The 20664-nt window shown below is 70.6% G+C and carries 23 protein-coding genes and 1 pseudogene; 12 read left to right on the top strand and 12 right to left on the bottom strand.

Annotation, left to right across the window (positions count from 1 at the left end):
- Nucleotides 1-8 precede the first annotated feature (8 nt).
- The gene (locus tag H1Q64_RS27400; protein ID WP_237907577.1) at nt 9-623 is read right to left on the bottom strand and encodes a hypothetical protein; all 615 of its coding nucleotides are present in this window, start codon (nt 621-623) and stop codon (nt 9-11) included.
- 73 nt (nt 624-696) lie between these two features.
- Here H1Q64_RS27400 and H1Q64_RS27395 point away from each other — a divergent pair, with 73 nt between their 5' ends.
- The 6 genes from H1Q64_RS27395 to H1Q64_RS27370 all read left to right on the top strand — a co-directional run bounded on the left by H1Q64_RS27395 (nt 697) and on the right by H1Q64_RS27370 (nt 4969).
- Complete coding sequence (locus tag H1Q64_RS27395) at nt 697-1197, top strand: DUF3280 domain-containing protein (protein ID WP_237907576.1); 501 nt, start codon at nt 697-699, stop codon at nt 1195-1197.
- 63 nt (nt 1198-1260) lie between these two features.
- On the top strand, nt 1261-1695 hold the full coding sequence (locus tag H1Q64_RS27390) for a dihydroneopterin aldolase (protein WP_237907575.1): 435 nt from the start codon (nt 1261-1263) through the stop codon (nt 1693-1695).
- Nucleotides 1692-2333, top strand: a complete 642-nt coding sequence (locus tag H1Q64_RS27385; RefSeq protein WP_237907574.1) for an aspartate/glutamate/uridylate kinase — start codon at nt 1692-1694, stop codon at nt 2331-2333. Before H1Q64_RS27390 ends, H1Q64_RS27385 begins: the two co-directional genes overlap by 4 nt.
- Complete coding sequence (locus H1Q64_RS27380) at nt 2326-3693, top strand: DUF6513 domain-containing protein (RefSeq protein ID WP_237907573.1); 1368 nt, start codon at nt 2326-2328, stop codon at nt 3691-3693. The genes H1Q64_RS27385 and H1Q64_RS27380 overlap by 8 nt, the downstream gene beginning before the upstream one ends.
- A complete protein-coding gene (locus tag H1Q64_RS27375) occupies nt 3690-4268 on the top strand; it encodes a DUF447 domain-containing protein (RefSeq protein ID WP_237907572.1) in 579 nt (192 codons plus the stop codon). The genes H1Q64_RS27380 and H1Q64_RS27375 overlap by 4 nt, the downstream gene beginning before the upstream one ends.
- A complete protein-coding gene (locus tag H1Q64_RS27370) occupies nt 4265-4969 on the top strand; it encodes a (5-formylfuran-3-yl)methyl phosphate synthase (RefSeq protein WP_237907571.1) in 705 nt (234 codons plus the stop codon). The genes H1Q64_RS27375 and H1Q64_RS27370 overlap by 4 nt, the downstream gene beginning before the upstream one ends.
- Nucleotides 4970-4981: 12 nt before the next feature.
- Here H1Q64_RS27370 and H1Q64_RS27365 read toward each other — a convergent pair whose 3' ends face one another.
- From H1Q64_RS27365 to H1Q64_RS27315, 11 genes and pseudogenes are all read right to left on the bottom strand, one after another.
- A complete protein-coding gene (locus tag H1Q64_RS27365) occupies nt 4982-5386 on the bottom strand; it encodes a hypothetical protein (RefSeq protein WP_237907570.1) in 405 nt (134 codons plus the stop codon).
- Between the two features lie 52 nt (nt 5387-5438).
- Entirely contained in the window at nt 5439-5621 is a 183-nt protein-coding gene (locus H1Q64_RS27360) for a hypothetical protein (protein WP_237907569.1), read from the bottom strand.
- A 94-nt stretch (nt 5622-5715) separates the two neighbouring features.
- A complete protein-coding gene (locus H1Q64_RS27355) occupies nt 5716-6531 on the bottom strand; it encodes an ABC transporter permease (RefSeq protein ID WP_237907568.1) in 816 nt (271 codons plus the stop codon).
- Nucleotides 6528-7323: pseudogene (locus H1Q64_RS27350) on the bottom strand (ABC transporter ATP-binding protein). Before H1Q64_RS27350 ends, H1Q64_RS27355 begins: the two are co-directional and overlap by 4 nt.
- 81 nt (nt 7324-7404) lie before the next feature.
- Nucleotides 7405-8385: a PQQ-dependent catabolism-associated beta-propeller protein gene (locus H1Q64_RS27345; protein WP_237907567.1), complete on the bottom strand. Its 981-nt coding sequence runs from the start codon at nt 8383-8385 to the stop codon at nt 7405-7407.
- A gap of 39 nt (nt 8386-8424) precedes the next feature.
- Nucleotides 8425-9615 (bottom strand): ABC transporter substrate-binding protein, encoded by a 1191-nt coding sequence (locus H1Q64_RS27340; RefSeq protein WP_237907566.1) that lies wholly within the window; start codon nt 9613-9615, stop codon nt 8425-8427.
- A gap of 13 nt (nt 9616-9628) precedes the next feature.
- Nucleotides 9629-10453, bottom strand: a complete 825-nt coding sequence (locus H1Q64_RS27335; protein ID WP_237907565.1) for a formylmethanofuran dehydrogenase subunit C — start codon at nt 10451-10453, stop codon at nt 9629-9631.
- On the bottom strand, nt 10450-11349 hold the full coding sequence (fhcD, locus tag H1Q64_RS27330; RefSeq protein WP_237907564.1) for a formylmethanofuran--tetrahydromethanopterin N-formyltransferase: 900 nt from the start codon (nt 11347-11349) through the stop codon (nt 10450-10452). Before fhcD ends, H1Q64_RS27335 begins: the two co-directional genes overlap by 4 nt.
- Nucleotides 11350-11362: 13 nt before the next feature.
- Entirely contained in the window at nt 11363-13012 is a 1650-nt protein-coding gene (locus H1Q64_RS27325) for a formylmethanofuran dehydrogenase subunit A (protein ID WP_237907563.1), read from the bottom strand.
- Nucleotides 13006-14250: a formylmethanofuran dehydrogenase gene (locus H1Q64_RS27320; protein WP_237907562.1), complete on the bottom strand. Its 1245-nt coding sequence runs from the start codon at nt 14248-14250 to the stop codon at nt 13006-13008. The genes H1Q64_RS27325 and H1Q64_RS27320 overlap by 7 nt, the downstream gene beginning before the upstream one ends.
- 49 nt (nt 14251-14299) lie before the next feature.
- Entirely contained in the window at nt 14300-14677 is a 378-nt protein-coding gene (locus H1Q64_RS27315; RefSeq protein WP_137142413.1) for a 4a-hydroxytetrahydrobiopterin dehydratase, read from the bottom strand.
- 208 nt (nt 14678-14885) lie between these two features.
- Here H1Q64_RS27315 and H1Q64_RS27310 point away from each other — a divergent pair, with 208 nt between their 5' ends.
- From H1Q64_RS27310 to H1Q64_RS27285, 6 genes are read left to right on the top strand one after another with little or no spacing between them, the layout of a single operon-like run.
- On the top strand, nt 14886-15806 hold the full coding sequence (locus H1Q64_RS27310; protein WP_237907561.1) for a beta-ribofuranosylaminobenzene 5'-phosphate synthase family protein: 921 nt from the start codon (nt 14886-14888) through the stop codon (nt 15804-15806).
- Nucleotides 15807-15840: 34 nt separating this feature from the next.
- Nucleotides 15841-16737 carry an NAD(P)-dependent methylenetetrahydromethanopterin dehydrogenase gene (locus H1Q64_RS27305; protein WP_237907560.1) on the top strand — a complete coding sequence of 299 codons (897 nt, stop codon included), beginning with the start codon at nt 15841-15843 and terminating at the stop codon, nt 16735-16737.
- Nucleotides 16703-17857: an ATP-grasp domain-containing protein gene (locus H1Q64_RS27300; RefSeq protein ID WP_237907559.1), complete on the top strand. Its 1155-nt coding sequence runs from the start codon at nt 16703-16705 to the stop codon at nt 17855-17857. Before H1Q64_RS27305 ends, H1Q64_RS27300 begins: the two co-directional genes overlap by 35 nt.
- Complete coding sequence (gene mch / locus H1Q64_RS27295; protein WP_237907558.1) at nt 17854-18843, top strand: methenyltetrahydromethanopterin cyclohydrolase; 990 nt, start codon at nt 17854-17856, stop codon at nt 18841-18843. Before H1Q64_RS27300 ends, mch begins: the two co-directional genes overlap by 4 nt.
- Nucleotides 18833-19720, top strand: coding sequence for a RimK family alpha-L-glutamate ligase (locus H1Q64_RS27290; RefSeq protein WP_237907557.1), 888 nt, complete (start codon nt 18833-18835; stop codon nt 19718-19720). Before mch ends, H1Q64_RS27290 begins: the two co-directional genes overlap by 11 nt.
- A complete protein-coding gene (locus tag H1Q64_RS27285) occupies nt 19717-20661 on the top strand; it encodes a triphosphoribosyl-dephospho-CoA synthase (protein ID WP_237907556.1) in 945 nt (314 codons plus the stop codon). The genes H1Q64_RS27290 and H1Q64_RS27285 overlap by 4 nt, the downstream gene beginning before the upstream one ends.
- Nucleotides 20662-20664 lie beyond the last annotated feature (3 nt).

Genomic DNA, 20664 nt, shown 5'->3' with positions numbered 1-20664 from the left:
GGTTAGCCTCAGTCCAGGCGGGCTGCGATGTTCCGGGCGATGCGGCCGGCCTTCTGTTCGAGTTGGACCGGCTGCTCGCACAGCGCCGTCTGGTTGCGCCGCCGCTCGTCGAGGATGCGTCGCCGCCACGCGATCTCCTCGCGCAGCGCCACCGCCTCGGGAGCGTCGGCGGGGAGCGCCTGGAGGCGGGTCAGCGCCGCGTCGATGCCGTCGAGCAGGACGCGCTGCTGGTGGGCGTAGCGCTTGATGGCCGAAATGGCTTGCCCGCGCTCCCGGTTGAGCGCCTCGAAGGCTCCGGCGAACAGGGCGGTGAGGGCGGCGTTGCGGTCCGCCGCTGCCCCGTCGGCCTCCAACTGGTCGGCGAAGCGGTCGATCGCCGCCTGCTCCTGCTCTGGATCGAGCCGGCGGTCGAGGATTTGCTTCAGGACCGGCTCGGTGCCGGGAATGTCGCGCCAGTCGCCTTCCTTCCCCTCGATGGGGTCTCCGGGCCAGATCTGGCCGGACGACAGGGTCGGCACGAGGATCTGGACGCAGGGCCAGTCCGGATCGCTCCCGGCCGCCCCCGCCGGGACGGACGCCAGGGCGAGCAACGCGGCGGCAAGGACAGCGGAGCGGTGACGCATGATGAGAGTCTGCCGGATATCGGGCGCCCTTGCCCATCCACGCATTCGGATGAGGCCAACGGAATTCGCCGCGATGGCGCTCCTGTTCCTGCTGCTGTTGAGCGGTGCGGTCCCGGCGGCGGCGCAGACGCCGGCCAAGGTTCTGGTCTTCGATCTGGAACTGGTGGACACCAGCCGGGAACCCTCCGATCCGGACCATGCCGGACGGCTGGAGCGGGTCACGGCTCTGCTGCGCGATGGGCTGAGGGATGGCGGTTACGAGGTGACCGGCGTTCGCGACAGCGCCGTCGCCGCGGAGGTGCCGGCGTCGCTCTATCGGTGCAACGGCTGCGAACGCGACCTCGGGCGCCGGGCCGGCGCGGACATCGTGGTGACGGGTTTCATCCATAAGATCAGCACGCTGATCCTCAACATGCAGATTATAATGCGCCGCACCGGAGATGGCGGTGGAGACGGCGAGATCATCGCCGTCGCGAACGCGGACATCCGCGGCGACAACGAGCGGTCATGGCGGCGCGGCGTCGACTGGCTGCTGCGCCACCGCCTGCTGGCCGCGCCGCCGTCCGACCGGTGACGAACCCTGACGACATCCGAGGCGGGGGAGCCAACCTTCGTCCGACACGGGGAGGAGGATCGCTTGGCCGACGACGCTTTGCTCTCCTATGTGCCGTACCGCCCGGCGGCGAGCCGCGTCCGGTACTACGACATCACGCTGCGCGACTATGTGGACCAGTTCAGGATCGGCGTCTGGGACCAGGAGAAGGACCGCACGCAGCGCGTCCGGATCAACGTCTCGCTGACGCTGCCCTGGCCTGACCGGCCGATGACCGACAGCCTGGACGAGGTGCTGTCGTACGATTTCCTAATCGACGGCATCCGCGCCCTGCGCGACGGCGCCCATGTGAACCTCGTCGAGACGCTGGGCGACCGGATTCTCGCCTTGTGCTTCTCCAACCCGGATGTGACCCGCGCGCGGGTGCAGGTGGAGAAGCTGGATGTCGTTCCGGAATCCGGCGGCGTCGGCGTGGTGATCGAACGCACCCGCCCCGAGGGAGCGCAAACGGGATCATGAGCAGCGCGCCACTGTGGGTCGTGAAGCTGGGCGGCAGCCTGTGGCGCGCCCCCGAATTGCGACGCTGGCTGGAGATCCTGGCCGCGGCGCGCCGGCTGCGCGTCGTGATCGTCCCTGGCGGCGGCCCCTTCGCCGAGGCCGTCCGCGACGCCCAGCCGGCGCTCGGCTTCGGCGACCGCGCCGCGCACCGCATGGCCCTGCTCGCCATGGAGCAGTACGGAACCGCCCTGGTCGACCTGGAGCCGCGGCTGTCCCCCGCCCGCAGCCTCGCCGATCTGCGCGGCCGGCCAGGCCCGACCGTCTGGATGCCGCTTCCCCTGGCGGACAGCGCCGACGTGGCGGAAAGCTGGGACGTCACGTCCGACAGTCTGGCGGTCTGGCTGGCCGGTGCGCTCGGTGCCACCTGCGCGGTCCTCGTCAAGTCAGCCCCGTTGCCGGACGCCGTCACTCCCGTGACGCAGCTCGTAACGGAGGGCATCGTCGATCCGGCCTTGCCGGACCGCATGGCGCGCTACGGCGGGGCCGTCTGGTGCGTGTCGCGGGACGAGCACCGGCGCTTCGCCAAGGCGCTGGACCAGGGCAACCCGTGCGGCACCCACCTTGCCCTGCCCGTCGATCAACAGGATGCCGATGGCTGAGCGCCCCAAGCACGTCCTGTTCCTGACTGGCGCGCTGGCCGAACCGCGCCTGCGCCATGTGCTCGCCGCGCTGGAGCCGCTGGAGTTCCAGACCACCGTGGTCAATCTCGGCATCAAGGTCGCGGCGCTGGCGACGACGGAGATCGTGCTGCGCCGCCTCGCCTCGACCGAGGGGGCCGACCTCGTCCTGCTGCCGGGGCGTTTCCGCGGCGACCTCGACCGGCTGTCCGCCCATTTCGGCGTGCCCTTCGAGCGCGGTCCGGACGAGCTGGATGATCTGCCCCAGCATTTCCGGCGTCAGGCCGCCCCGCTCGATCTCAGCCGCTACCGCACCAGGATCTTCGCCGAGATCGTCGAGGCGCCGCTGCTCGGCGTGCCGGCGATCTTGGAGCGCGCCGCCCGCTTCGCGGCGGACGGGGCCGACGTGATCGACCTCGGCGGGCTGCCCGACCATCCCTTCCCCCATCTGGAGGAGGCGGTGACGGCGCTGCGCGAGGCCGGCCACACGGTCAGCGTCGACTCCCTCGATCCCAAGGAGTTGCTGCGCGGCGCCGCGGCGGGCGCTTCCTACCTGCTCAGCCTGACCGAGGAGACCGCCTGGGTCGCCCGCGAGACCGACGCGGTGCCCATCGTCATCCCCACCACGCCGGGCGATCTGCCGTCGCTCGACCGCGCGCTGGACGCGGTCCGCGGCGAGGGTCGGCGCTGCATCGCCGACCCGATCCTGGAGCCGATCCATCACGGCTTCACCGACTCCCTGCTCCGCTACCGCAAGGTCCGGGCGCGCCACCCCGACCTGGAAATCCTGATGGGGATCGGCAACGTCACCGAACTGACCGACGCCGACACGCCGGGGATGACCGCGCTTCTGATGGGGATCGTCTCCGAACTGCGCATCGACCACATCCTGACGGTGCAGGTCAGCCCCCATTGCCGCCGGACCATCCGCGAGTTCGACGCGGCGCGGCGCCAGTTCCTCGCCGCCGCAGAGGCCGGCGCCCTGCCCCGCAACTTTGGCGACGCCCTGCTCTGCCTGCGCGACCGCAAGCCCTTCACCAGCACGCCGGAGCAGGTGGCCGACCTCGCCGCCCGCATCCGCGACCCGAACTACCGGATCGAGGTGACGGAACAGGGGCTCCATCTCTACAACCGCGATGGGCACCATGTGGCCGGCGATCCCTTCGCCCTGCTCCCGCACATCGATCCCCGCACCGACATGGGGCACGCCTTCTATCTCGGGGCGGAGCTGGCGCGCGCGCAGATCGCATGGCAACTCGGCAAGCGCTACAGCCAGGACAACGAACTGCGCTGGGGCGTGGCGGTGGACGCGCCGGACGGCACGGGGGGGCGCGAGACGTGACCTTCATCCGCGAAACCATCATCACCAGCAGCGACGCGGCGGGCAACGTCCACATCGCTCCCATGGGGGCAACGGTGACCGAGACCGGCTATGTCCTGGCCCCCTTTCGCCCATCACGCACGCTCGACAACCTGCTCGCCACGCGCTGCGCGGTGGTGAACTTCACCGACGACGTCCGGGTGTTCGCCGGCTGCGTCACCGGGCGGCAACGCGACTGGCCGACCGTCCCGGCGGAGCGCATCCGTGGCGCGGTACTCGCCGGGGCGCTGGCGCATGAGGAACTGGAAGTGGCCGCGGTGGAGGACGACGGGGTGCGCCCGCGCCTGGACTGCCGGCCGGTGCATCGCGCCACCCACCGCCCCTTCCGCGGCTTCAACCGGGCGCAGGCCGCCGTGGTGGAGGGTGCGATCCTGGTCAGCCGCCTGCATCTCCTGCCGCCCGAGAAGATCGACCGCGAAATTGACTATCTGTCCATCGCCATCGGCAAGACCGCCGGTCCCATGGAACTGGAGGCGTGGGGCTGGCTGCTCGACCGCATCGCCGATCACCGGGCAAACGGGGAGAAGGCACCATGACCCGGCTGCTCGCCAGCGTTGCGTCCCTTGAGGAACTGACGCTCGCCGCACGGGGGGGTGCGGACATTCTGGATTTGAAGGACCCGAAAACAGGCGCGCTCGGGGCATGGCCGCTGGACGGCATTGTCCGCGCCGTCGATACGGCCCGCCAATGGCTCATCCGCGCGCCGCTGAGCGCCACGGTGGGCGACCTGCCGATGGTCCCTGCGGCCGTGACGAGGCGCGTCGCCGAAACCTCGGCCTGCGGGGTCGAGTACGTGAAGATCGGCCTGTTTCCGTCCGGCGATCCGGTGGGCTGCGTGGCCGCGCTGGCGCCGGAGGCCCGGCGGGGCACCCGCATCGTCGCCGTGCTGTTCGCCGATCTTTGGACCGACCCCGGCACATTGCTTCCTGATATCGCGAAAGCCGGCTTCGCCGGAGCCATGCTCGACACCGCGGGAAAAGCCTCCGGCGGGTTGCTGCGGCACAAGACGAAGGACGAACTGGCGCGCTTCCTGGCACAGGCACGCGGTTACGGCCTGTTGACCGGGCTCGCCGGTTCACTGCGCCTGGATGACATTCCGGCATTGCTGCCGCTCGCACCCGATTATCTCGGTTTCCGCACCGCGCTGTGCGCCGGTGCCGACCGGGGCAGCGCGTTGGACCCGGCCGCGCTGGCCGCGGTCCGCGACGCCGTCCCGGAGCAGCCCCTCACCGGTTGAACGCGCGACCCACTACTGCCCGGTGCTCTGCTTCGGCGGCTGGGAGGTGGCGTTGCCGCCCTGCGACACCGAGCCGCCACCGATGGTGCCCTGCCGCTGTCCGGCCAGGGAGTTGTCCGGCAGAGCGCCGGTGCCGCTCGTGGAACCGCCCGACGCACCGGACGCCGGCGAGTCAGGCGTGGATGTGCCGGACGTGCCGCCTTGTCCGCCGCCCTGGGAAACCGAGCCGCCGACGGTGCCCTGTCGCTGCCCAGCCAGGGAGTTGTCCGGCAGAGCGCCGGTCGAAGGGCTGGAGCTTTGGCTTCCCGAGCCTTGAGGCATCGCGCCGCCCGTGCTTTGGGCCGACGCCGGAACCGCCGCCGCGGCCGACGCGAGGGCCAGCAGAGACGCACCGGCCAGGATGTGCAGATGTTTCATGGACCTGTCCTCCGGCATGATGTTGGACGAATATGGGAAAGATCGGGCGCTGCTAACCCGCGTCCTTCGTGCTGCGGTTCTGGCGGGACGCTTCGCCCATGCGGCCGATGTCCTCCTTCGCCCGCTCATCCCGCCCGGCGTCCTGCGGTTGGTCCTTCTTGAATTCCTGCTCGCTGCCGAGAACGCTCTTCTCGCCGCGAGGCTGGTCCTGAGTCTTGTCGGAATTTCCCGTCATGACGTTTCCTCCACCCGTGCCCGCCCGGCGGGATGACCGGACGGTCGTCTGCTCCATCAACCGCAGGTCGCCGGGGGCGGTTCCGCTCGTCCTGTCACCCCTGTTCCGCCGGCCCGCCGCGGCGGGCCCAGAACCCCCGTCCAGGGTCGTAGGCGAGGATCGCCCCCCCGAGGAACAGCACGAGGCACGCGGTGACAGCCAGGAACGCCGTGCCGTTGAATTGCAGATACAGAGCGAAGCGGATCAGCTCGACGGCCTGCGTGAAGGGGTTGATCCCGGCGATCCAGGCGAGCGTCGGGCTGCCCTCGCGGATGCGCCACAGCGGGTAGAGCGCGGAGGAGGCGAAGAACATCGGGAAGATGACGAAGTTCATCACGCCCGCGAAATTCTCCAGTTGCCGGATGAAGGAGGACAGCAGGAGGCCGAGCGCGCCCAGCATCAGCCCGCTCAGCACCAAGGCCGGCAGCACGGCGAGATAGCCGAGTTCCGGCGGCTGGACGCCCCAGAACCAAGCGATGGCGAGGAAGACGTAGACCTGGGCGATGGACACCAGAACGCCGGCCAGCAGCTTGCAGACCAGAAGGTACCAGCGCGGCAACGGGCTGACCAGCAGGGTCTTCATGCTGCCCATCTCGCGGTCGTAGACCATGGACAGCGAACTCTGCATCCCGTTGAAGAGCTGGATCATCGCCACCAACCCCGGCGTCACGTAATCCTCGTAGAGGATGTAGGTCTCATAAGGTGGGATGATCGACAGGCCGAGCACCGCGCGGAAGCCCACCGCGAAGATGACCAGCCAGACCAGCGGCCGCACCAGGGCGGCGAAGAACCGCTCGCGCTGGTGCACGAAGCGCAACCCTTCGCGGACGATGACCGCACGCAGGCAGCGCCAATAGAGCGTCGCGTTCATTCCACCACCCCCTTCGCCGTCAGGCGGGCGAAGGCATCATCCAAAGTCGCGGTACCGGTGGCGGCGCGCACCTCATCCACCAGCCCGGACACCAGCACGCGCCCGCGGTGCAGCACCACGACTCCGTCGCCGTCGCGCGCCTCGTCGATCAGGTGGGTCGCCCAGAGCACGGCCAGCCCGCGCTCCCGGCAGAGGTCGTGCACATGGTCGAGGACCTGCCGGCGCAGCTCGATGTCGAGCCCGACGGTCGGCTCGTCCAGCAGCAGCAGGCTCGGGCGATGCAGCAGCGCGCGGGCGATCTCCACCCGCCGCCGCTGCCCGCCGGACAGGGTGCGCACCCGGCTCGTCCGCGCGCTCGGCCAAGCCGATGCGGGCGAGTTCCTCCCCTGCCCGGGCTTCTATGTCGGCGGACGCCAAGCCGTGCAGCCCACCGTGGTAGCGCAGGTTCTGGATGACGGTCAGGTCCGGGTCGAGCGTCGGCTGCTGGAACACCACGCCGATGCGCGCCAGCGCCTGGGCCGGGTGCCGGCGCATGTCGAAGCCGAAGACCCGCATGCTCCCCTGGCGGGTGTTGTAGATTCGCGTGATCAGGGAGAAGAGCGTCGTCTTCCCGGCGCCGTTGAGCCCCAGCAACACCGTGAACCGCCCCGCGGGGACGCCGAACGACACGCCGTCCAGCGCCGTCCGCGATCCAAAACTGTGACTCAGCCCCTCGACCGCCAGGACCGGTTCCGCCGCGGCGTCACCGGAACGGGCTTGCGGGTCGGGTGGCGCCGTTTCGAAGCAATCCATGTCGTCTCCATCGCCGGGAGCCGTTGCGCTCGCCTGCTAGCCCTCTCCCCAGAGGGGAGAGGGGATTTGGAAAGCCCCCCATCACGGCTTGACGATCACGCCCCAAGGCGCGCCGCCGACCGAGATCGACTTCACGACCCGGCCGCGCTCCAGGTCCATCACCGACATGTCGTTGCTGACGCCGTTCGTCGTGTAGAGGCGCTTCTCGTCCGGTGACAGCGCCAGATTCCACACACGCTGGCCGACGAGATGGTAGCGCTTCACCTCGTAGGTCTTGGCATCGACCTCGGCGACCCGGTTGGCCGGGCCGAGGGCGACGAAGGCGCGTTGACCATCGCTGGTCAATTGGATGCCGACCGGCTGGATGGATTCGCGCGGGACGCCCTGAACCGCGAAGCTGATCTTATGGACGAGCTTGCGCGACGCCGCATCGATGACGCTGACCGTTCCGCCGACCTCGGACGATACCCAGACGAACCGCCCATCTCCCGTGAACTGGGCGACGCGCGGGCGCGCGTCGACCAGCACGTTGTCGATGATCTTGTGCGACTCCGTGTCGATGAAATGGGCCATGTTCGTCGTTTCGGACGTGTTCACCAGGATCTTGCCGTCCGGGCTGACGCCCATGCCCTCCGGCTCCACCCCCACCTGGATCTCGCCGATGATCTTCTTGCTCGCGATGTCGACCACCGAGACCATGTTGTCGTCCTCGTTGGCGACGTAGAGCCGGTGCCCCTGCGGGTCCAGGACGAACAGCTCCGGATCGGGGCCGGAGGGCAGCCGGTCAACGACCTTCTGGGTCGCCACGTCGATGACGTCGATCCGGTTGTCGTCACCGACGCAGACGAAGATCTGCGTCATGTCCTCGTTGAAGGTGATGCCGCGCGGCCGGCGGCCGACCTTGATCGTGGCGACCACCTGCAGCTTGCCGCCGTCCACCACCGAGATGGTGTTGCTCTTCTCGTTCGACACGAAGATGGTGTCCGCCTGCGCGGGCTGGGCGACGGCGAAGCCCAGCAGCGCTAACGCGCCGATCCGGGCGGCTCCTCCGGTTAACGACATCACGTTCCCTCCCATGGTTGCCCCCTGCCGGGGCTCTTCTCAGCGGTTGCGGCACCGGCTTTCCGGGCGGTCGTCGCCGAGCGTGTCGAGTTCCGAGAACTGGTGCAGGTAGCCCGGCTGCGGCGACACCGAGACGAGCACCCGCGGCCCGGCCAGCAGCACCGGCTGCCGAAGCTGCCCGTCCCAGTCGCGGAAGGTCAGCCCCTGCCCCTTGAAGGCCGGCAGGGTGAAGTCCGGGCCGCGCACGAAGGCGGCGAGCGCCGCGGGGTCGGCGGACTTGGTGCGCGTCGCCGCCTCGCCCACCGCGCGGACGGCCATCCAGGCGGTGTAGTCGCGCGGGCGCATCCAGCGTCCGGCCTGCCGTTCGAAGCGGCTGTGGATCTGCGTCGCCCCCCACTGCTCATGCACGCGCGACCACGCCGTCGGGACGAGCCCATGGGTGCCGACGACCGGGCGGGGCAGCCACGTCTGATAGAGCAGATACTCGCCGAACCCGTCCGCCTCGTCGGCAACGACCAGCACGTCATGCTCGGTGCCCTGGGTGAAGGTCAGGATTTCCGACTGGACGGTGACGTGGCCGGTGTCGACGCGGCGGTTCGCGTCCTCGAACGTCCAACGCTTCTCCTCGATGATTTTGGCGCGGTAGCGCTTGGCGGCGGCGCGGACCGCGTCGGCGTAGGCGGCGTCCTGCGGCGTCCGCCCGACCACCAGCAGCCAGTTCATCCATTTCCGGGACGCGAGATACTGGGCCAGCGCGTCGGCCTGCATCCGCCGGCTGGGCGTCACGTGCAGCAGGTTGGCGCGGCAGCGCTCGTTGCGCAGGTCGTCGTCCGGGGCGCGGGTGTTGAAGATCAGCATGTCGCCCGCCTCGGGCGCCGCCGCCGCGGCGAGCAGCGCATCCTCCTTGAGGTCGGCGACGAGCAGGCGCACGCCCTGCCCGGCGAGGTCGCGCACGGCGTCCTCGACGCGCCCGTCCTCAGGCACCGTCACCTCGACCAGATCGAAGCGCTGATTGAGGAACCGCCCGGTCGTGTTGTTGTCGGCGATGGCGAGGCGGGCGCCCTGGACGCCCTCGTCCTCCGACACCGGTTCGAGGAAGGTCTGTGGAATCCGCAGCTCCTCCGCGCGGGTCAGATAGCCGATGCGGACCTCCAGCGGATCGGCACCCCAGGCCGGGGCTCCGAACAGGAGCGCTGCGGCAATGGTCAGAAGGGCGCCGGCCCGGCTCACGGGAGTGCGCCCGCTACGCCGTCGAAAGGATAAGCACCTCTCCAACTCCTCCAGCCGACCGGTCGCCGATAAGGCGCCGGGCACGGGTTCCGGCGGTTGGGAATCCACTGGGCCAAGCCCCGCCATCGATCAGCTCCTTCCGCATCAGGTCCAGAAACAGCCAGTCGTTCATGCCGCCATCGACGAAGCCGGACGGAACAGCATCCGGCGCTTGGGACAGCAGGATGGAACCGCGCCGCATGGCCTGCCCCGCATCGGGACCGCAACCGGCGCCGACGACGATGGTCCCAGCGATCATCCGGGCGCCGCACAGGCTCCCCACCCGTCCGTGGACGGCGATCAGGCCACGGCGCATCCGCTCGCCGACACGGTCCCCGGCGTTGCCCATGACGACGGCGGAGCCGCCGCTCATGCCACGCGTGCCACCGGCCAGCGGCGCCCCCAGGAAGTCCCCGGCATCGCCCGCGACGCGCAGGCACCCGCCGACCATCCCGGCGGCAGCGAAGGCGCCGCAGCTCCCCGCGACGGTCAGCGTGCCACCGCGCATGGCGCTGCCAGCGTAGGCGCCGCACTCCCCCTCGACCTGGAGATCCCCGGCGGTCATGCCCGCCCCCACTCCGTCGAGCATCGCGCCGCCGGGACGCAGGATCAGGGTACCGGGAGGGCCGCCGTCCTCCAGCGTGAACAGCGCGTCCAACCGGTGACGCCCCCGCCCACGGACCAGCATCAGCCTGGCCAGCGCCTCCCGCCCGCCCTCAATCAGTCGTTCGGGCAGGACGCCAGTCATGTCGATCGGCGGACCAGAAGGATCGCGCGTGGTGAGGATGACGCCGCTCATGCCATCACCTCGTGCAGGCGGAACTGGTAGCGGCCGAGCTTGCCGCCGTAGTTGCCGGCGGTGACCGACACCACGCCACCCGTGGCGCCTTGGCCGGCGACCGCGGTGATGCCCGCGCGCATGGCGGCGCCGACCGCCGCTTCGTTCACGCCGTCGATGACCAGTTCAAGGATGGACTCCACCCCCTCCGGCACCAGAGACGCCGGCACCGCCGCCCGAAGCGTCGGGCAGAAGGCGGTGTTGGTGGAGGCGATCATGCCCTTGTACTTGCCGCCGATCTTGGAGCCGGAGCGGACCACCCCACCGGGAAAGGGCAGGATGGCGCCCGGCACCTCGCGGATCGCCAGGACCGCAGCCTGCGCCGCCGCCAGCCCGGCGCGGCGGTCCGCCGCCAGGATGATGAAGTTGCCGCCGCCGACGCCGTCGACCGCCGCGGTGGCCGCCTCGCACAGGAACTCGCCGTCCATCACCGGAATGCGCCAATAGCGACGGCTGCCCACCCGCTTGGCGATCTGCCAGCCGTCGCCGAAATAGCGCAATGCGTTGCCGAGCGGGATTGTCGGCCCGTTCCGCAGTCCCGCGTAGCAGGCCGTTCCGGGGCAGGTCATGACACACTGCCCGACGCGGCGCGCCACCTGCTTCGCCAGTTCCGCCCTGGACATGGCAAACAGCAGCACCGCGGCGCCGGGCCGGGAGTCCGGGGTTTCATCGGATGGCAACACGCGCTCCAGTGCCGCCTCGCAGCCGCAGGCGATGACCGAGGTGGCGAAACCCGTCATGCTGACCACCGCCGCCTGCACCCAGGCCGGCGTATCGGCGGTGATCACCAGCCGCGTGCCGAGCATGGGGAAGGCCTCGGCGAAGGTGTCCTCGATGTGGACGCCGTTGAGCCGCATCAGAACGCCCCCATCAAAATGATCCGGGCTGACACGCGTGGCGGATCAGGCCGATGCCGCCGCGGATCTCCTCCTCCGCGATGCGGAAATGCGTCAGCCGCTGGCCCATGCGCTCGTCGAAACGGCGCGCCATCCAGGACTCGATCGTCGGATCGTAGGCGGGCTCCACCACATGCGTGCGCCCCTGGAGGAACGCCACCACCACGCCATCGCGGACGATCAGCCGGCCATCCTTGAAGACGAGGTCCGGTTTCTCGAACATGGCGCGGCGGTCCGGCCGGTCGGTGTAGACGGTGATGTCGGCGACCGCCCCCGGACCGAGATGGCCACGGTCGGACAGGCCCAGGATGCGCGCCGGGGCGGCGCGGGTCATAGCGGCGATCTCGCCCAGCGAATACTCGCGCGTCAGCGATCCCAAGATGGTGTGCTCCGGCAACGCCGGGTGCAGCTCCGCCATCCGGGCGAGGCGATAATCGCGATCCATCAGCAGGCGGATCAGCTCGGGATAGCTGGTGAAGGGCGCGCCGTTGGGGTGGTCGGTGGTGAGGAAGACGCGCCATGGGTCCTCAATCAGCAGGAACAGTTCCAGCCCGATCGCCCATTGCAGCGCGTTGACGAAGGCCTTGTCGCGGTAACGGAAGGGCACGACGCCGCAGCCCGCGTCGCATTCGATGTCCATCATCACCCATTTCTTCGGGTGGGCGAGCCCGGCGTTGTTCATCTGCGCCATGGTGTCGGCCGAGGCTGTCACCGTCTGGCCGAACATGATCTGCCCGACGTCCACCGAGATGTTGGGCCGGCGGTTGACCGCCTCGGCCACGCGCGCGGCGGCGGAGGAGAATTTCCGGTCGCCCTCGGCGCCATAGGCGTGGAACTGGACGTGGGTGAGGTGGAGCCGCAGGCCATCGACCGCCGCGATGCTGTCGAGCGTCGCCTCGACATTGCCGGGGACGCCGAGATTGAAGCCGTGCAGGTGCAACGGGTGCGGGATCCCCAGCCGCTGCACCGCCCCCGCCAGGGCGGTGAGGATGCGGCGCGGCGTGATGGCGTGGAAGGGGCCGTTCTCGTCCACGTCGAGGCGGCGCTGGTTGTACTTGAAGGCGTTGATTCCGCCGGGATTCACCGCCTTGACCGCGAGGCTGCGCGTGGCGTTCAGCATGAAGCCGACGTAATCGGCCACTGCCTCCTCCCCGGCCCCGGAGGCGAGAAGTTCCAGCAGCAGGTCGTCGTTGCCCAGCACCAGATAGCCGCCGGTGTCGATCAGCGGAATGTCCGCCATTTCCAGGTGGGCGTGGCGGGCGTTGCTCGGCAGCATCGCCGGCTCGAAGGCCGCCGTGTAACCCATCTGGGCGTAGCGGCAGCCGGTGGCGTATGTGGACGGGGTGGCGAGGCCGACGCATCCGCAAGGCTCCTGCGCCGACGCGCGATGCTCCTCCGCCATCAGCAGACGCGCGATGTTGACCTTTCCCCCGGCGATGTGGCTGTGGATGTCGATGGCGCCGGCCATCACGACCCGCCCGGACAGGTCGTGGACCTCGTCCGGCGCGGCGCCGGGGCCGGGATCGGCGACGATCCGCCCGTCCTGGAGGAACAGGTCGTCCACCGCGCCGTCGCGCCCGTTGGCTGGGTCGTAAATGCGCCCCCCGGCGAGTTTCGTCAGCATGCGGGGGCCTCCTGCGGCAGGGCGGCGGCAATGGCTTTCAGCACGGTCGCGGTGTCCGGCAAGCCACGGTCGATCAGGCCCCGCGCGCGCAGGGCGACCACTGTGTCGCTGCGGAAGACGTGGGCCGCATGGTCGATGCCCGGCGTTCCGACGGGAATGAACACCGCCGGTTCGTCGGCAAAGGCGGTTCCCGGTGGGGCCAGCGCGACGACGGTCTGCCCCGTGGGAAAGGCCGGCACCTCCGGCCGGAAGGCGGACACCCAGACGACGGCGTCCGCCACGGCCGTGTACCGCGCCCAGGCGAAGCGGTGGGGATCGTGCAGCGGCGCCCCTCCGGCCAGCGACATGCGCAGCGGCACTCCAAAGCGCCATGTGCAGACCTGATTGACCCCGATCACATTGTCGTGCCCGGCCAGCGGCAGGCCGGCGCAGCGGGTGTGGCGGTTCGCGTCGCGCACGAGGCGGACCAGCCGCTCCACCGTCAGGTCGGCGTGCGGCCCCTCGAAGGCGGCGGCGGCCCAGGCCACGACCGCGTAGCGGGCCATCACCAACCGCTCCGCCAGGGCGGCGATGTCGCCGGCCGCGATGCCAGCGGCTCCCGAGGCACGGGACGGATCGGGCAAGGACGCGGCCAGCGCCGCCGCCGCGTCCTCAATCTTCGCAGGATCACCGGCCAGCACCGTGACGGGAAGACCCGAAAGAGCAGCGCGCGTGCTGTCCAGAGGTTCGCCGCACAGGAACACCATCTCCCGCGATGGCGGTGTCTGGAGGGCCGGCGCGGGCGCCACCCAGCGCTCGAAGAGGCGCGGGTGCAGCGCCGCCGGGTCCGGTCCGGCCACCAGCAGAAGGTCGCAGCGGTTGCGCAGCTCGGCCAGGGTGGTGGCGATCCAGCCCGTGCGCTGGAGCACCGTCAGATTTCGGTACAGCCCGTCGGACAGCGCGTGATCGACCACCGCGCCCAGCCGTTCGGCGAGCGCCAGGGCGGCCCGCGCCCCATCGACGTCGGTGCCGAGCCCGGCCACCAGGGGCGTCTGCGCCGCCGCCAGCACCGCGGCCGCGGCCTCCACCGCCTCCGCCAGCGGCACCGCGACGCCCGCGACGCGTGGAGGTTCCGCCGCCGTCGTTCGGGAGTATCCCTCGCGCGCCACCGGGCAATCGGTGGAGCGAACCGTCAGCGTCGAGGGTGGTTCCTCCTCGATGGTCAGGTCGTCGCAGCCGAGGCCGCAGAACGGACACACAACGTCACGATGGACGGCATGAGGGATTGGTCGCTCGCTCGCCATGCCGTCAGTCGTACTTGATGTAGGCGAAGCGCGGATCGTCCTTGGGCGTTCCCTCCAGCGCGCCGCCGTCACGGGCGGGCTGCCACTGGATGACCTCCTCGATCTTGCGGGCGAGGTCGAAATCCTTGTCGGTGATGCCCTTGGCGGAATGGGTCTTCAGCCGCACCTCGACCCAGGCGTAGGAGGCGGTGAGGTCCGGGTGATGCCACGCCGCCTCCGCCAGATGGCCGACCGCGTTGATCACCATCAGGGTACCCTTCCAACTGTTCGTCTTGTACTTCCGCCGGATCCAGCCGTCCTCGAACCGCCACCGCGGCAATATTTGCTGCAGTCGCTCAGCGATTTCCGTATCGGAATAGGTGGTTTCCTGAACCGCGGTCATGTCTTCCTCCCCGAAGTGACCGAACAGTCCTCACCCCGAAGAGGTATATACTATTGGATCGGGGTCTTTTTTTAACGCAAGATTATCATAGCCAAAAGAACGACGCAACTTTCCTTAAACGAGTGAGGTCCTTATGCCACTCGGCGTCGATGAAGTCAGGGAGTTGCGGGTCACGGCGCCCGCGCGATTGCATCTGGGTTTTCTCGACATGAACGGCGGCCTGGGCCGCCGTTTCGGCAGCCTGGGGCTGACGCTCGACGGGATGGCAACGACCCTCCGGGCGCGCCCGTCCGACCGCCTCTGCGCGAGCGGCCCGTCGGCGGAGCGCGCGCTGACGGCCGCGCGGGCGGTCTGCGACCGCTTCCGCTGGCCGGCCCGCGCCGAACTGACCGTGGAGGAGGCCATTCCCGAGCATGTCGGGCTGGGCTCCGGCACCCAGCTCGGTCTGGCGGTCGGCACCGCGCTCGCGCATCTGCACGGGCGGCCTTCGACGGTCCGCCGCCTCGCCGCGGAGCTGGAGCGCGGCGCCCGCTCCGGCATCGGGATTGGCGCCTTCGAGAAGGGTGGCGTGATCCTCGACGGCGGCCGCGGGCCGGACGACGCACCGCCGCCCATCGTCGCCCGCCTGCCCTTTCCGGAGGCGTGGCGGGTGCTGCTGATCCTGCACCGCGACGGCCAGGGTTTGCACGGCACCGCCGAGCTGCAGGCCTTCAAAGCGCTGCCGCCCTTTCCGGCGGAGCGGGCCGGACATCTCTGCCGCCTGATCGTCATGGCGGCGCTTCCGGCCCTGATCGAGGGCGATGCCGACCGCTTCGGGCAGGCGGTGGGCGAGCTGCAACGCACGGTGGGCGATCATTTCGCCCCGGTCCAGGGTGGGCGCTTCACCAGCCCCCTGGTGGCCGACGCGCTGGCGTGGCTGGAGGCCGAGGGGATTCCCGGCGTCGGACAGACGTCCTGGGGGCCGACCGGCTTCGCCATCGTCGGCGACGCCCGGCGGGCCGAGGCCCTGCTGGCGGAGGCGCGGCGCCGCTGGGCGGGGACCGCGCTGGACTTCCATCTGGCCCGCGGCCGCAACGACGGCGCGACGCTGGAATCCACCACCGACCGGGTGGTGCTGCGGGCCTCCTGACCCCTCCACACCCGAGCCAAGCGGGAGGCGCGCCATGGCCGCACCCTACGTTCTGCACATGCTGACGCCGCTGAAGCACGTCAGCGCCTTCGACGTCAACATGGCGGCGGACGCCGGCATGGGGCCGCTGTTCCCCTACACCGGCGTCGCGCTGGAAGAGGTCACCGGCATCACCCAGGACGCCATGTTCTCCCGCGACCCGGCGAACGCGGCGCGCACCGGGCTGTTCATCGGTGGGCGCGACGCGGTCCTGGCGCTCGACATGATGGACGCCGCCCGCAAGGCCATGTTCGCGCCCTTCACCATCTCGGTCATGGTCGATCCGTCGGGCGCCTTCACGACGGCCGGCGCCATGGTCGCCGTCGTCGAGCGCGCCCTGCGCCGCAGCCATCCGGACGGGATCAAGGGGCTGACCCTCAAGGTGTTCGGCGCGACCGGCGTGGTCGGCGGAATCGCCGCCGTGATCGCGGCCCTCGCTGGCGCCCGCGTCACCCTGGTCAGTCACCGCGGTCTGTCGGGCGTCGAACCGAAGGCCGCCGAGTTCCGCCGACGCTTCGGGGTGGAGCTTGCCTGCGCCGACGCGCCCGACGACGCGGCTCGGGAAGCGCTGCTCGGCGATGCCGAGGTGGTGTTCGGCTGCGGGCGGGCCGGCGTTCAGATCCTGTCGGCGCGCAACCTCGCCGCGGCGGGCCGCCTGCTGGTCGCGGCGGACATCAACGCGGTTCCGCCGTCCGGGATCGAAGGGGTCGGCCCCAAGGACAACGGTACGCCGCTTCCCGGCGGGCGCGGCGTCGGTGTCGGCGCGCTGGCGGTCGGCGCGGTCAAGTTCCGGGTGCAGCACGCCCTGCTGACGCGCCTCGCCGCGGCGAAGTCGGCGGTGTATCTGGATTTCTGCGATGCCTACGACGCCGCCCGCCAGATCGCCGGCTGAGCCGGTGGCGGAAGGTCCGAACATCGTCGTCGCGGCCCTATCGGCGCGGGCACTGGCCGCCGCTGCCCGCCGCGCCGGCCGGCGGCCGGCGTCCATCGATCTGTTCGCCGATCTGGACACCATGCAGCTTGCCGAGCCCTGCCTGCGCCTGCCCGCCGAGGGGCTGCGCCTGGAATTCGCCCCCCTTCTGGACGCCCTGGCGCGGGCGGAGCTGCGCGGTCTGCCGCTGGTCTATGGCGCCGGCTTCGAGGACGACCCGGCGCTTCTGGCGCGCCTCGCGGAGGATCGGCCGGTGATGGGCAACCGGCCCGAGGTGGTGGCGCGTGTCAAGGACCCGCTCCGCTTCGCCGCGATCCTGCACGGGCTCGGCATCTCCCACCCTCCGGTCGGGGCAGCCTTGGACGGATCGTCCGGTGACCTTCTGCGGAAACGGATCGGCGGCAGCGGCGGTGCGCACATCACCCCCGCGGCGGGGACGCGGCCCGAACCGGGCTGGTACGTCCAGCGCCGCGTCGCCGGTCATGCCCTGTCGGTCCTCTTCCTCGCGGACGGTGACCGCGCCGTCATCGTCGGGCTGAGCCGGCAGTGGACCGCGCCGACCCCGGAAAGCCCTTACCGCTACGGCGGGGCGGCCGGACCGTGGCGCTGTCCGGAGCGCTGGACCGCGACCGTGCCGGCCATGATCAACCGCCTTGCGGCGGCGTTCGAGCTGGTCGGGCTGAACAGCGCCGATTTCCTGGTGACCGGATCGGACTTTCATCTGTTGGAGATCAATCCGCGTCCCGGCGCGACGCTGGACGTCTTCGACCGTCCGCCGCTGCCGTCGCTGCTCGCCCTCCACCTGGACGCCTGCGCCAGGCGCCTGCCCGACCGCCTGCCTGCCTTGCCGGGATGCCGGGCCGCCGCGGTGCTCTACGCCGATGCGCCCCTCCGCATCGAGGCGGGCCGGTGCTGGCCGGCCTGGACCGCGGACCGGCCGGCGGCGCCCGTCACTATCGGGCGCGGCGAGCCGGTCTGCACGGTGTTCGGCGCCGGCCCAAGCGTCGGCGCGGCGCGGCATCACGCCGAGCGGCGGCAACGCGAACTGGCGGCCCTCGCCGCGATGGAGATGCAGCCATGACCACGGAAACGCCGTCCGATCCGCGCCCGAGCCTCGCCGCGCTGTCGGCGCCGCTGGTCGAACGGCTGGTGGCCGATGCCCCGCTGCTCCGTCTCGGCATCCAGAGGGTCGGCGGGGCCTGCGTCGTCGATGCCGGGATCGGCCATCCCGGCGGGCTGGAGGCCGGACGGCGCATCGCCGAGCTGTGCATGGGCGGCCTTGGCCGGGTAGCGTTCGGCCCGATCTCCAGCCTGCCGTCCTGGCCGTTCGGCGTCACCGTCCACAGCGCGCAGCCGGTCCTCGCTTGCCTCGGCAGCCAGTATGCCGGCTGGAGCCTCAGCCACGGCAGCGGAAAGGGCGCCTTCTTCGCGCTCGGCTCCGGCCCCGGCCGCGCGTTGGCCCGGCAGGAGGCACTGTTCGACGAACTGGCCTACCGCGACACGGCCGACGCGGCGGCCTTCGTCATGGAAGCGACGGCGGTGCCGCCCGCCGAACTGATCGCCCAAATCGCCACCACCTGCGGCATCGCCGCGGACCGGCTGACCCTGGTCCTCACCCCGACGCAGAGCCTCGCCGGGACCACCCAGGTGGTCGCCCGCGTGCTGGAGGTCGCCCTGCACAAGCTGCATGCCCTAGGCTTCCCGCTCGACCGCGTCGTCGACGGCATCGGCATGGCGCCGCTTCCCCCGCCGGGCGGCGGTTTCCTCACCGCGATGGGCCGCACCAACGACGCGATCCTCTACGGCGGCACCGTCCATCTGCACGTCACCGGTCCGGACGACGCGGCGGAGGATCTGGCGCAGCGCCTGCCCTCCGCCGCCTCGCGGGACCACGGGCGCCCCTTCGCGGAGATTTTCGCGGCGGCGAAGGGGGACTTCTACGCCATCGATTCCATGCTGTTCAGCCCGGCGCACGTGACCGTCACCGCTCTGGACAGCGGGCGCAGCTTCCACGGTGGAACCCTCGCCCCGAACCTCGTGGAGCGCTCGTTCCGCGATGTCCGGTGAGCGCGCCGCCCTCATCCTCACCGAGCGGCCCGACTGGCACACGCCGCGGCTGGTCCGGGCCATCGAGGCACGCGGCCTGCCCTGCCGCTGCGTCTCGCCGCGGCGCTGCGGGATCGCCGTCGGCCACACGGCGACCGGTCTGCTGATCCCCGGCTTCGAGGACACGCTGCCGGCGGGCGTCTTCGTCCGCGCGGTGGGCCAGGGCAGCTTCGAACAGGTGACGCTGCGCCTCGGCGTGCTCCACGCGCTGCGCAACCTCGGGGTGCCGGTCTGCAACGGCGCGGGGGCCATCGAGCGCTGCGTGGACAAGAGCATGACCAGCTTCCTGCTGGCCCGCGCCGGCCTGCCCACTCCACCGGCCCTCGCCACGCAGGAGGCCGAACCGACCCGGCGCCTCCTCGACCGCACGCCCGATCAGGTGCTGAAGCCGCTGTTCGGCGCGCAGGGTCGCGGCCTGCAACGGCTGGACGGACCCGACGCGCTGCCCGACGCCGAAGCGGTCGGCGGCGTCTACTATCTCCAGCCCTTCATACCGCCGCGGACCGAAGGCGCGTGGCGGGACCGCCGCGTCTTCGTGGTGGGCGGACGGGCGGTCGCCGCGATGACCCGGCACGGGCGGAGTTGGATCACCAACGTCCACCAGGGGGGGGCGTGCGAGGCCGCCCCCGCCGACGACGAACCCGCCGCGCTCGCCGTCCGCGCCACCGCGGCGGTGGGTGCGAGTTATGCGGGCGTCGATCTGATCCAGGACCGGACGGGGTGCTGGCTGGTGCTGGAGGTCAACAGCATGCCGGCGTGGCAAGGGTTGCAACGGGTCAGCGCGGTGGATATCGCCGACGCTCTGGCCGCCGACTTCGTGGAACACGTCGGCGCATGATCGGTGGACGCATGATCGACTGGGCGCCGATTCCCCCCGATCCGGCCTCCGGCGTTGCTGGCGCCTACCGCGCCGCCTGCCATCTGGAGCTGCGCGCGCTGAAGCCCGGAAACGTCCACATCCATGCCGAGGGGCATGGCATGACCGTCGCCCAATTCCTCGCCAGCGCCGAGACGACCGCGCCCATCCTCGCGCGGCCGGGGCTGGGCGTCGGGGAGAGGCTGCACGCCGCCGTCCGCGCCACGCGGGACGCCGTCGGCTGCAACACCAACCTCGGCATTCTGCTGCTGGCCGCACCGCTGGCCCAGGCCGTGCTGATGCCCGGCGACGCCCCCTTGCGCGACCGGTTGCGCCATGTCCTCGGCAGCCTGACGGTGGCGGATGCCGATCTGGCCTTCCAGGCGATCACGCTGGCCGAACCTGCCGGGTTGGGCCGCGTCGAGGGGGCGGACGTGCACGCCCCGGCGCGGGTGACCCTGCTCGACGCCATGCGGGAGGCGCAGGACCGCGACACCATCGCCCGTCAATACGCAACGGGCTTCGCAGACATCTTCGACACCGGCGTGCCGAGCCTGCGGCGATGGCTGGACGCCGGGGCGGGGTTCGAACAGGCCACGGAAATGATTTATGTCGAATTCCTCGCCACCCTGCCCGACAGCCATGTCATCCGAAAATACGGGCGGGAGCGTTCTGAATGGTTACGCGCACGGGCTTCGGAATTGAGGGAAAACACGGCCCCGGATCGTGCATTCACGCTAACGCGATCGCGCTTGGCGGAACTGGACCGGGACCTCAAATACAATGGCGTCAACCCGGGAACGACCGCGGATATTGTCGTGGGTTGCCTCCTTGCGTTCTGGCTCATGCAATCCCCGCAGCCGCCCGTCATAACGGACGTTCTTCGAAAAGATGCGCTCCACGAAGAACGCCGGCAACACTAGGGA

Origin of the sequence: Azospirillum brasilense (assembly GCF_022023855.1) — a bacterium.
Lineage (GTDB): Bacteria > Pseudomonadota > Alphaproteobacteria > Azospirillales > Azospirillaceae > Azospirillum > Azospirillum brasilense_F.
The sequence above is the reverse complement of the archived record's forward strand: the minus strand, read 5'-3'. Positions and strand labels throughout refer to the sequence as shown.

What these genes read in the sequence shown, in the direction of transcription:
- H1Q64_RS27395 (WP_237907576.1), top strand. Translation starts at nt 697, where the DNA reads ATGGCGCTCCTGTTCCTGCTGCTGTTGAGCGGTGCGGTCCCGGCGGCG.
- H1Q64_RS27335 (WP_237907565.1), bottom strand. Translation starts at nt 10,453, where the DNA reads ATGAGCGGCGTCATCCTCACCACGCGCGATCCTTCTGGTCCGCCGATC.
- H1Q64_RS27380 (WP_237907573.1), top strand. Translation starts at nt 2,326, where the DNA reads ATGGCTGAGCGCCCCAAGCACGTCCTGTTCCTGACTGGCGCGCTGGCC.
- H1Q64_RS27290 (WP_237907557.1), top strand. Translation starts at nt 18,833, where the DNA reads ATGTCCGGTGAGCGCGCCGCCCTCATCCTCACCGAGCGGCCCGACTGG.
- H1Q64_RS27365 (WP_237907570.1), bottom strand. Translation starts at nt 5,386, where the DNA reads ATGAAACATCTGCACATCCTGGCCGGTGCGTCTCTGCTGGCCCTCGCG.
- fhcD (WP_237907564.1), bottom strand. Translation starts at nt 11,349, where the DNA reads ATGCGGCTCAACGGCGTCCACATCGAGGACACCTTCGCCGAGGCCTTC.
- H1Q64_RS27285 (WP_237907556.1), top strand. Translation starts at nt 19,717, where the DNA reads ATGATCGGTGGACGCATGATCGACTGGGCGCCGATTCCCCCCGATCCG.
- H1Q64_RS27305 (WP_237907560.1), top strand. Translation starts at nt 15,841, where the DNA reads ATGGCCGCACCCTACGTTCTGCACATGCTGACGCCGCTGAAGCACGTC.
- H1Q64_RS27310 (WP_237907561.1), top strand. Translation starts at nt 14,886, where the DNA reads ATGAACGGCGGCCTGGGCCGCCGTTTCGGCAGCCTGGGGCTGACGCTC.
- H1Q64_RS27355 (WP_237907568.1), bottom strand. Translation starts at nt 6,531, where the DNA reads ATGAACGCGACGCTCTATTGGCGCTGCCTGCGTGCGGTCATCGTCCGC.
- H1Q64_RS27370 (WP_237907571.1), top strand. Translation starts at nt 4,265, where the DNA reads ATGACCCGGCTGCTCGCCAGCGTTGCGTCCCTTGAGGAACTGACGCTC.
- H1Q64_RS27325 (WP_237907563.1), bottom strand. Translation starts at nt 13,012, where the DNA reads ATGCTGACGAAACTCGCCGGGGGGCGCATTTACGACCCAGCCAACGGG.
- H1Q64_RS27385 (WP_237907574.1), top strand. Translation starts at nt 1,692, where the DNA reads ATGAGCAGCGCGCCACTGTGGGTCGTGAAGCTGGGCGGCAGCCTGTGG.
- H1Q64_RS27345 (WP_237907567.1), bottom strand. Translation starts at nt 8,385, where the DNA reads ATGTCGTTAACCGGAGGAGCCGCCCGGATCGGCGCGTTAGCGCTGCTG.
- H1Q64_RS27315 (WP_137142413.1), bottom strand. Translation starts at nt 14,677, where the DNA reads ATGACCGCGGTTCAGGAAACCACCTATTCCGATACGGAAATCGCTGAG.
- H1Q64_RS27360 (WP_237907569.1), bottom strand. Translation starts at nt 5,621, where the DNA reads ATGACGGGAAATTCCGACAAGACTCAGGACCAGCCTCGCGGCGAGAAG.
- H1Q64_RS27400 (WP_237907577.1), bottom strand. Translation starts at nt 623, where the DNA reads ATGCGTCACCGCTCCGCTGTCCTTGCCGCCGCGTTGCTCGCCCTGGCG.
- H1Q64_RS27300 (WP_237907559.1), top strand. Translation starts at nt 16,703, where the DNA reads ATGCCTACGACGCCGCCCGCCAGATCGCCGGCTGAGCCGGTGGCGGAA.
- mch (WP_237907558.1), top strand. Translation starts at nt 17,854, where the DNA reads ATGACCACGGAAACGCCGTCCGATCCGCGCCCGAGCCTCGCCGCGCTG.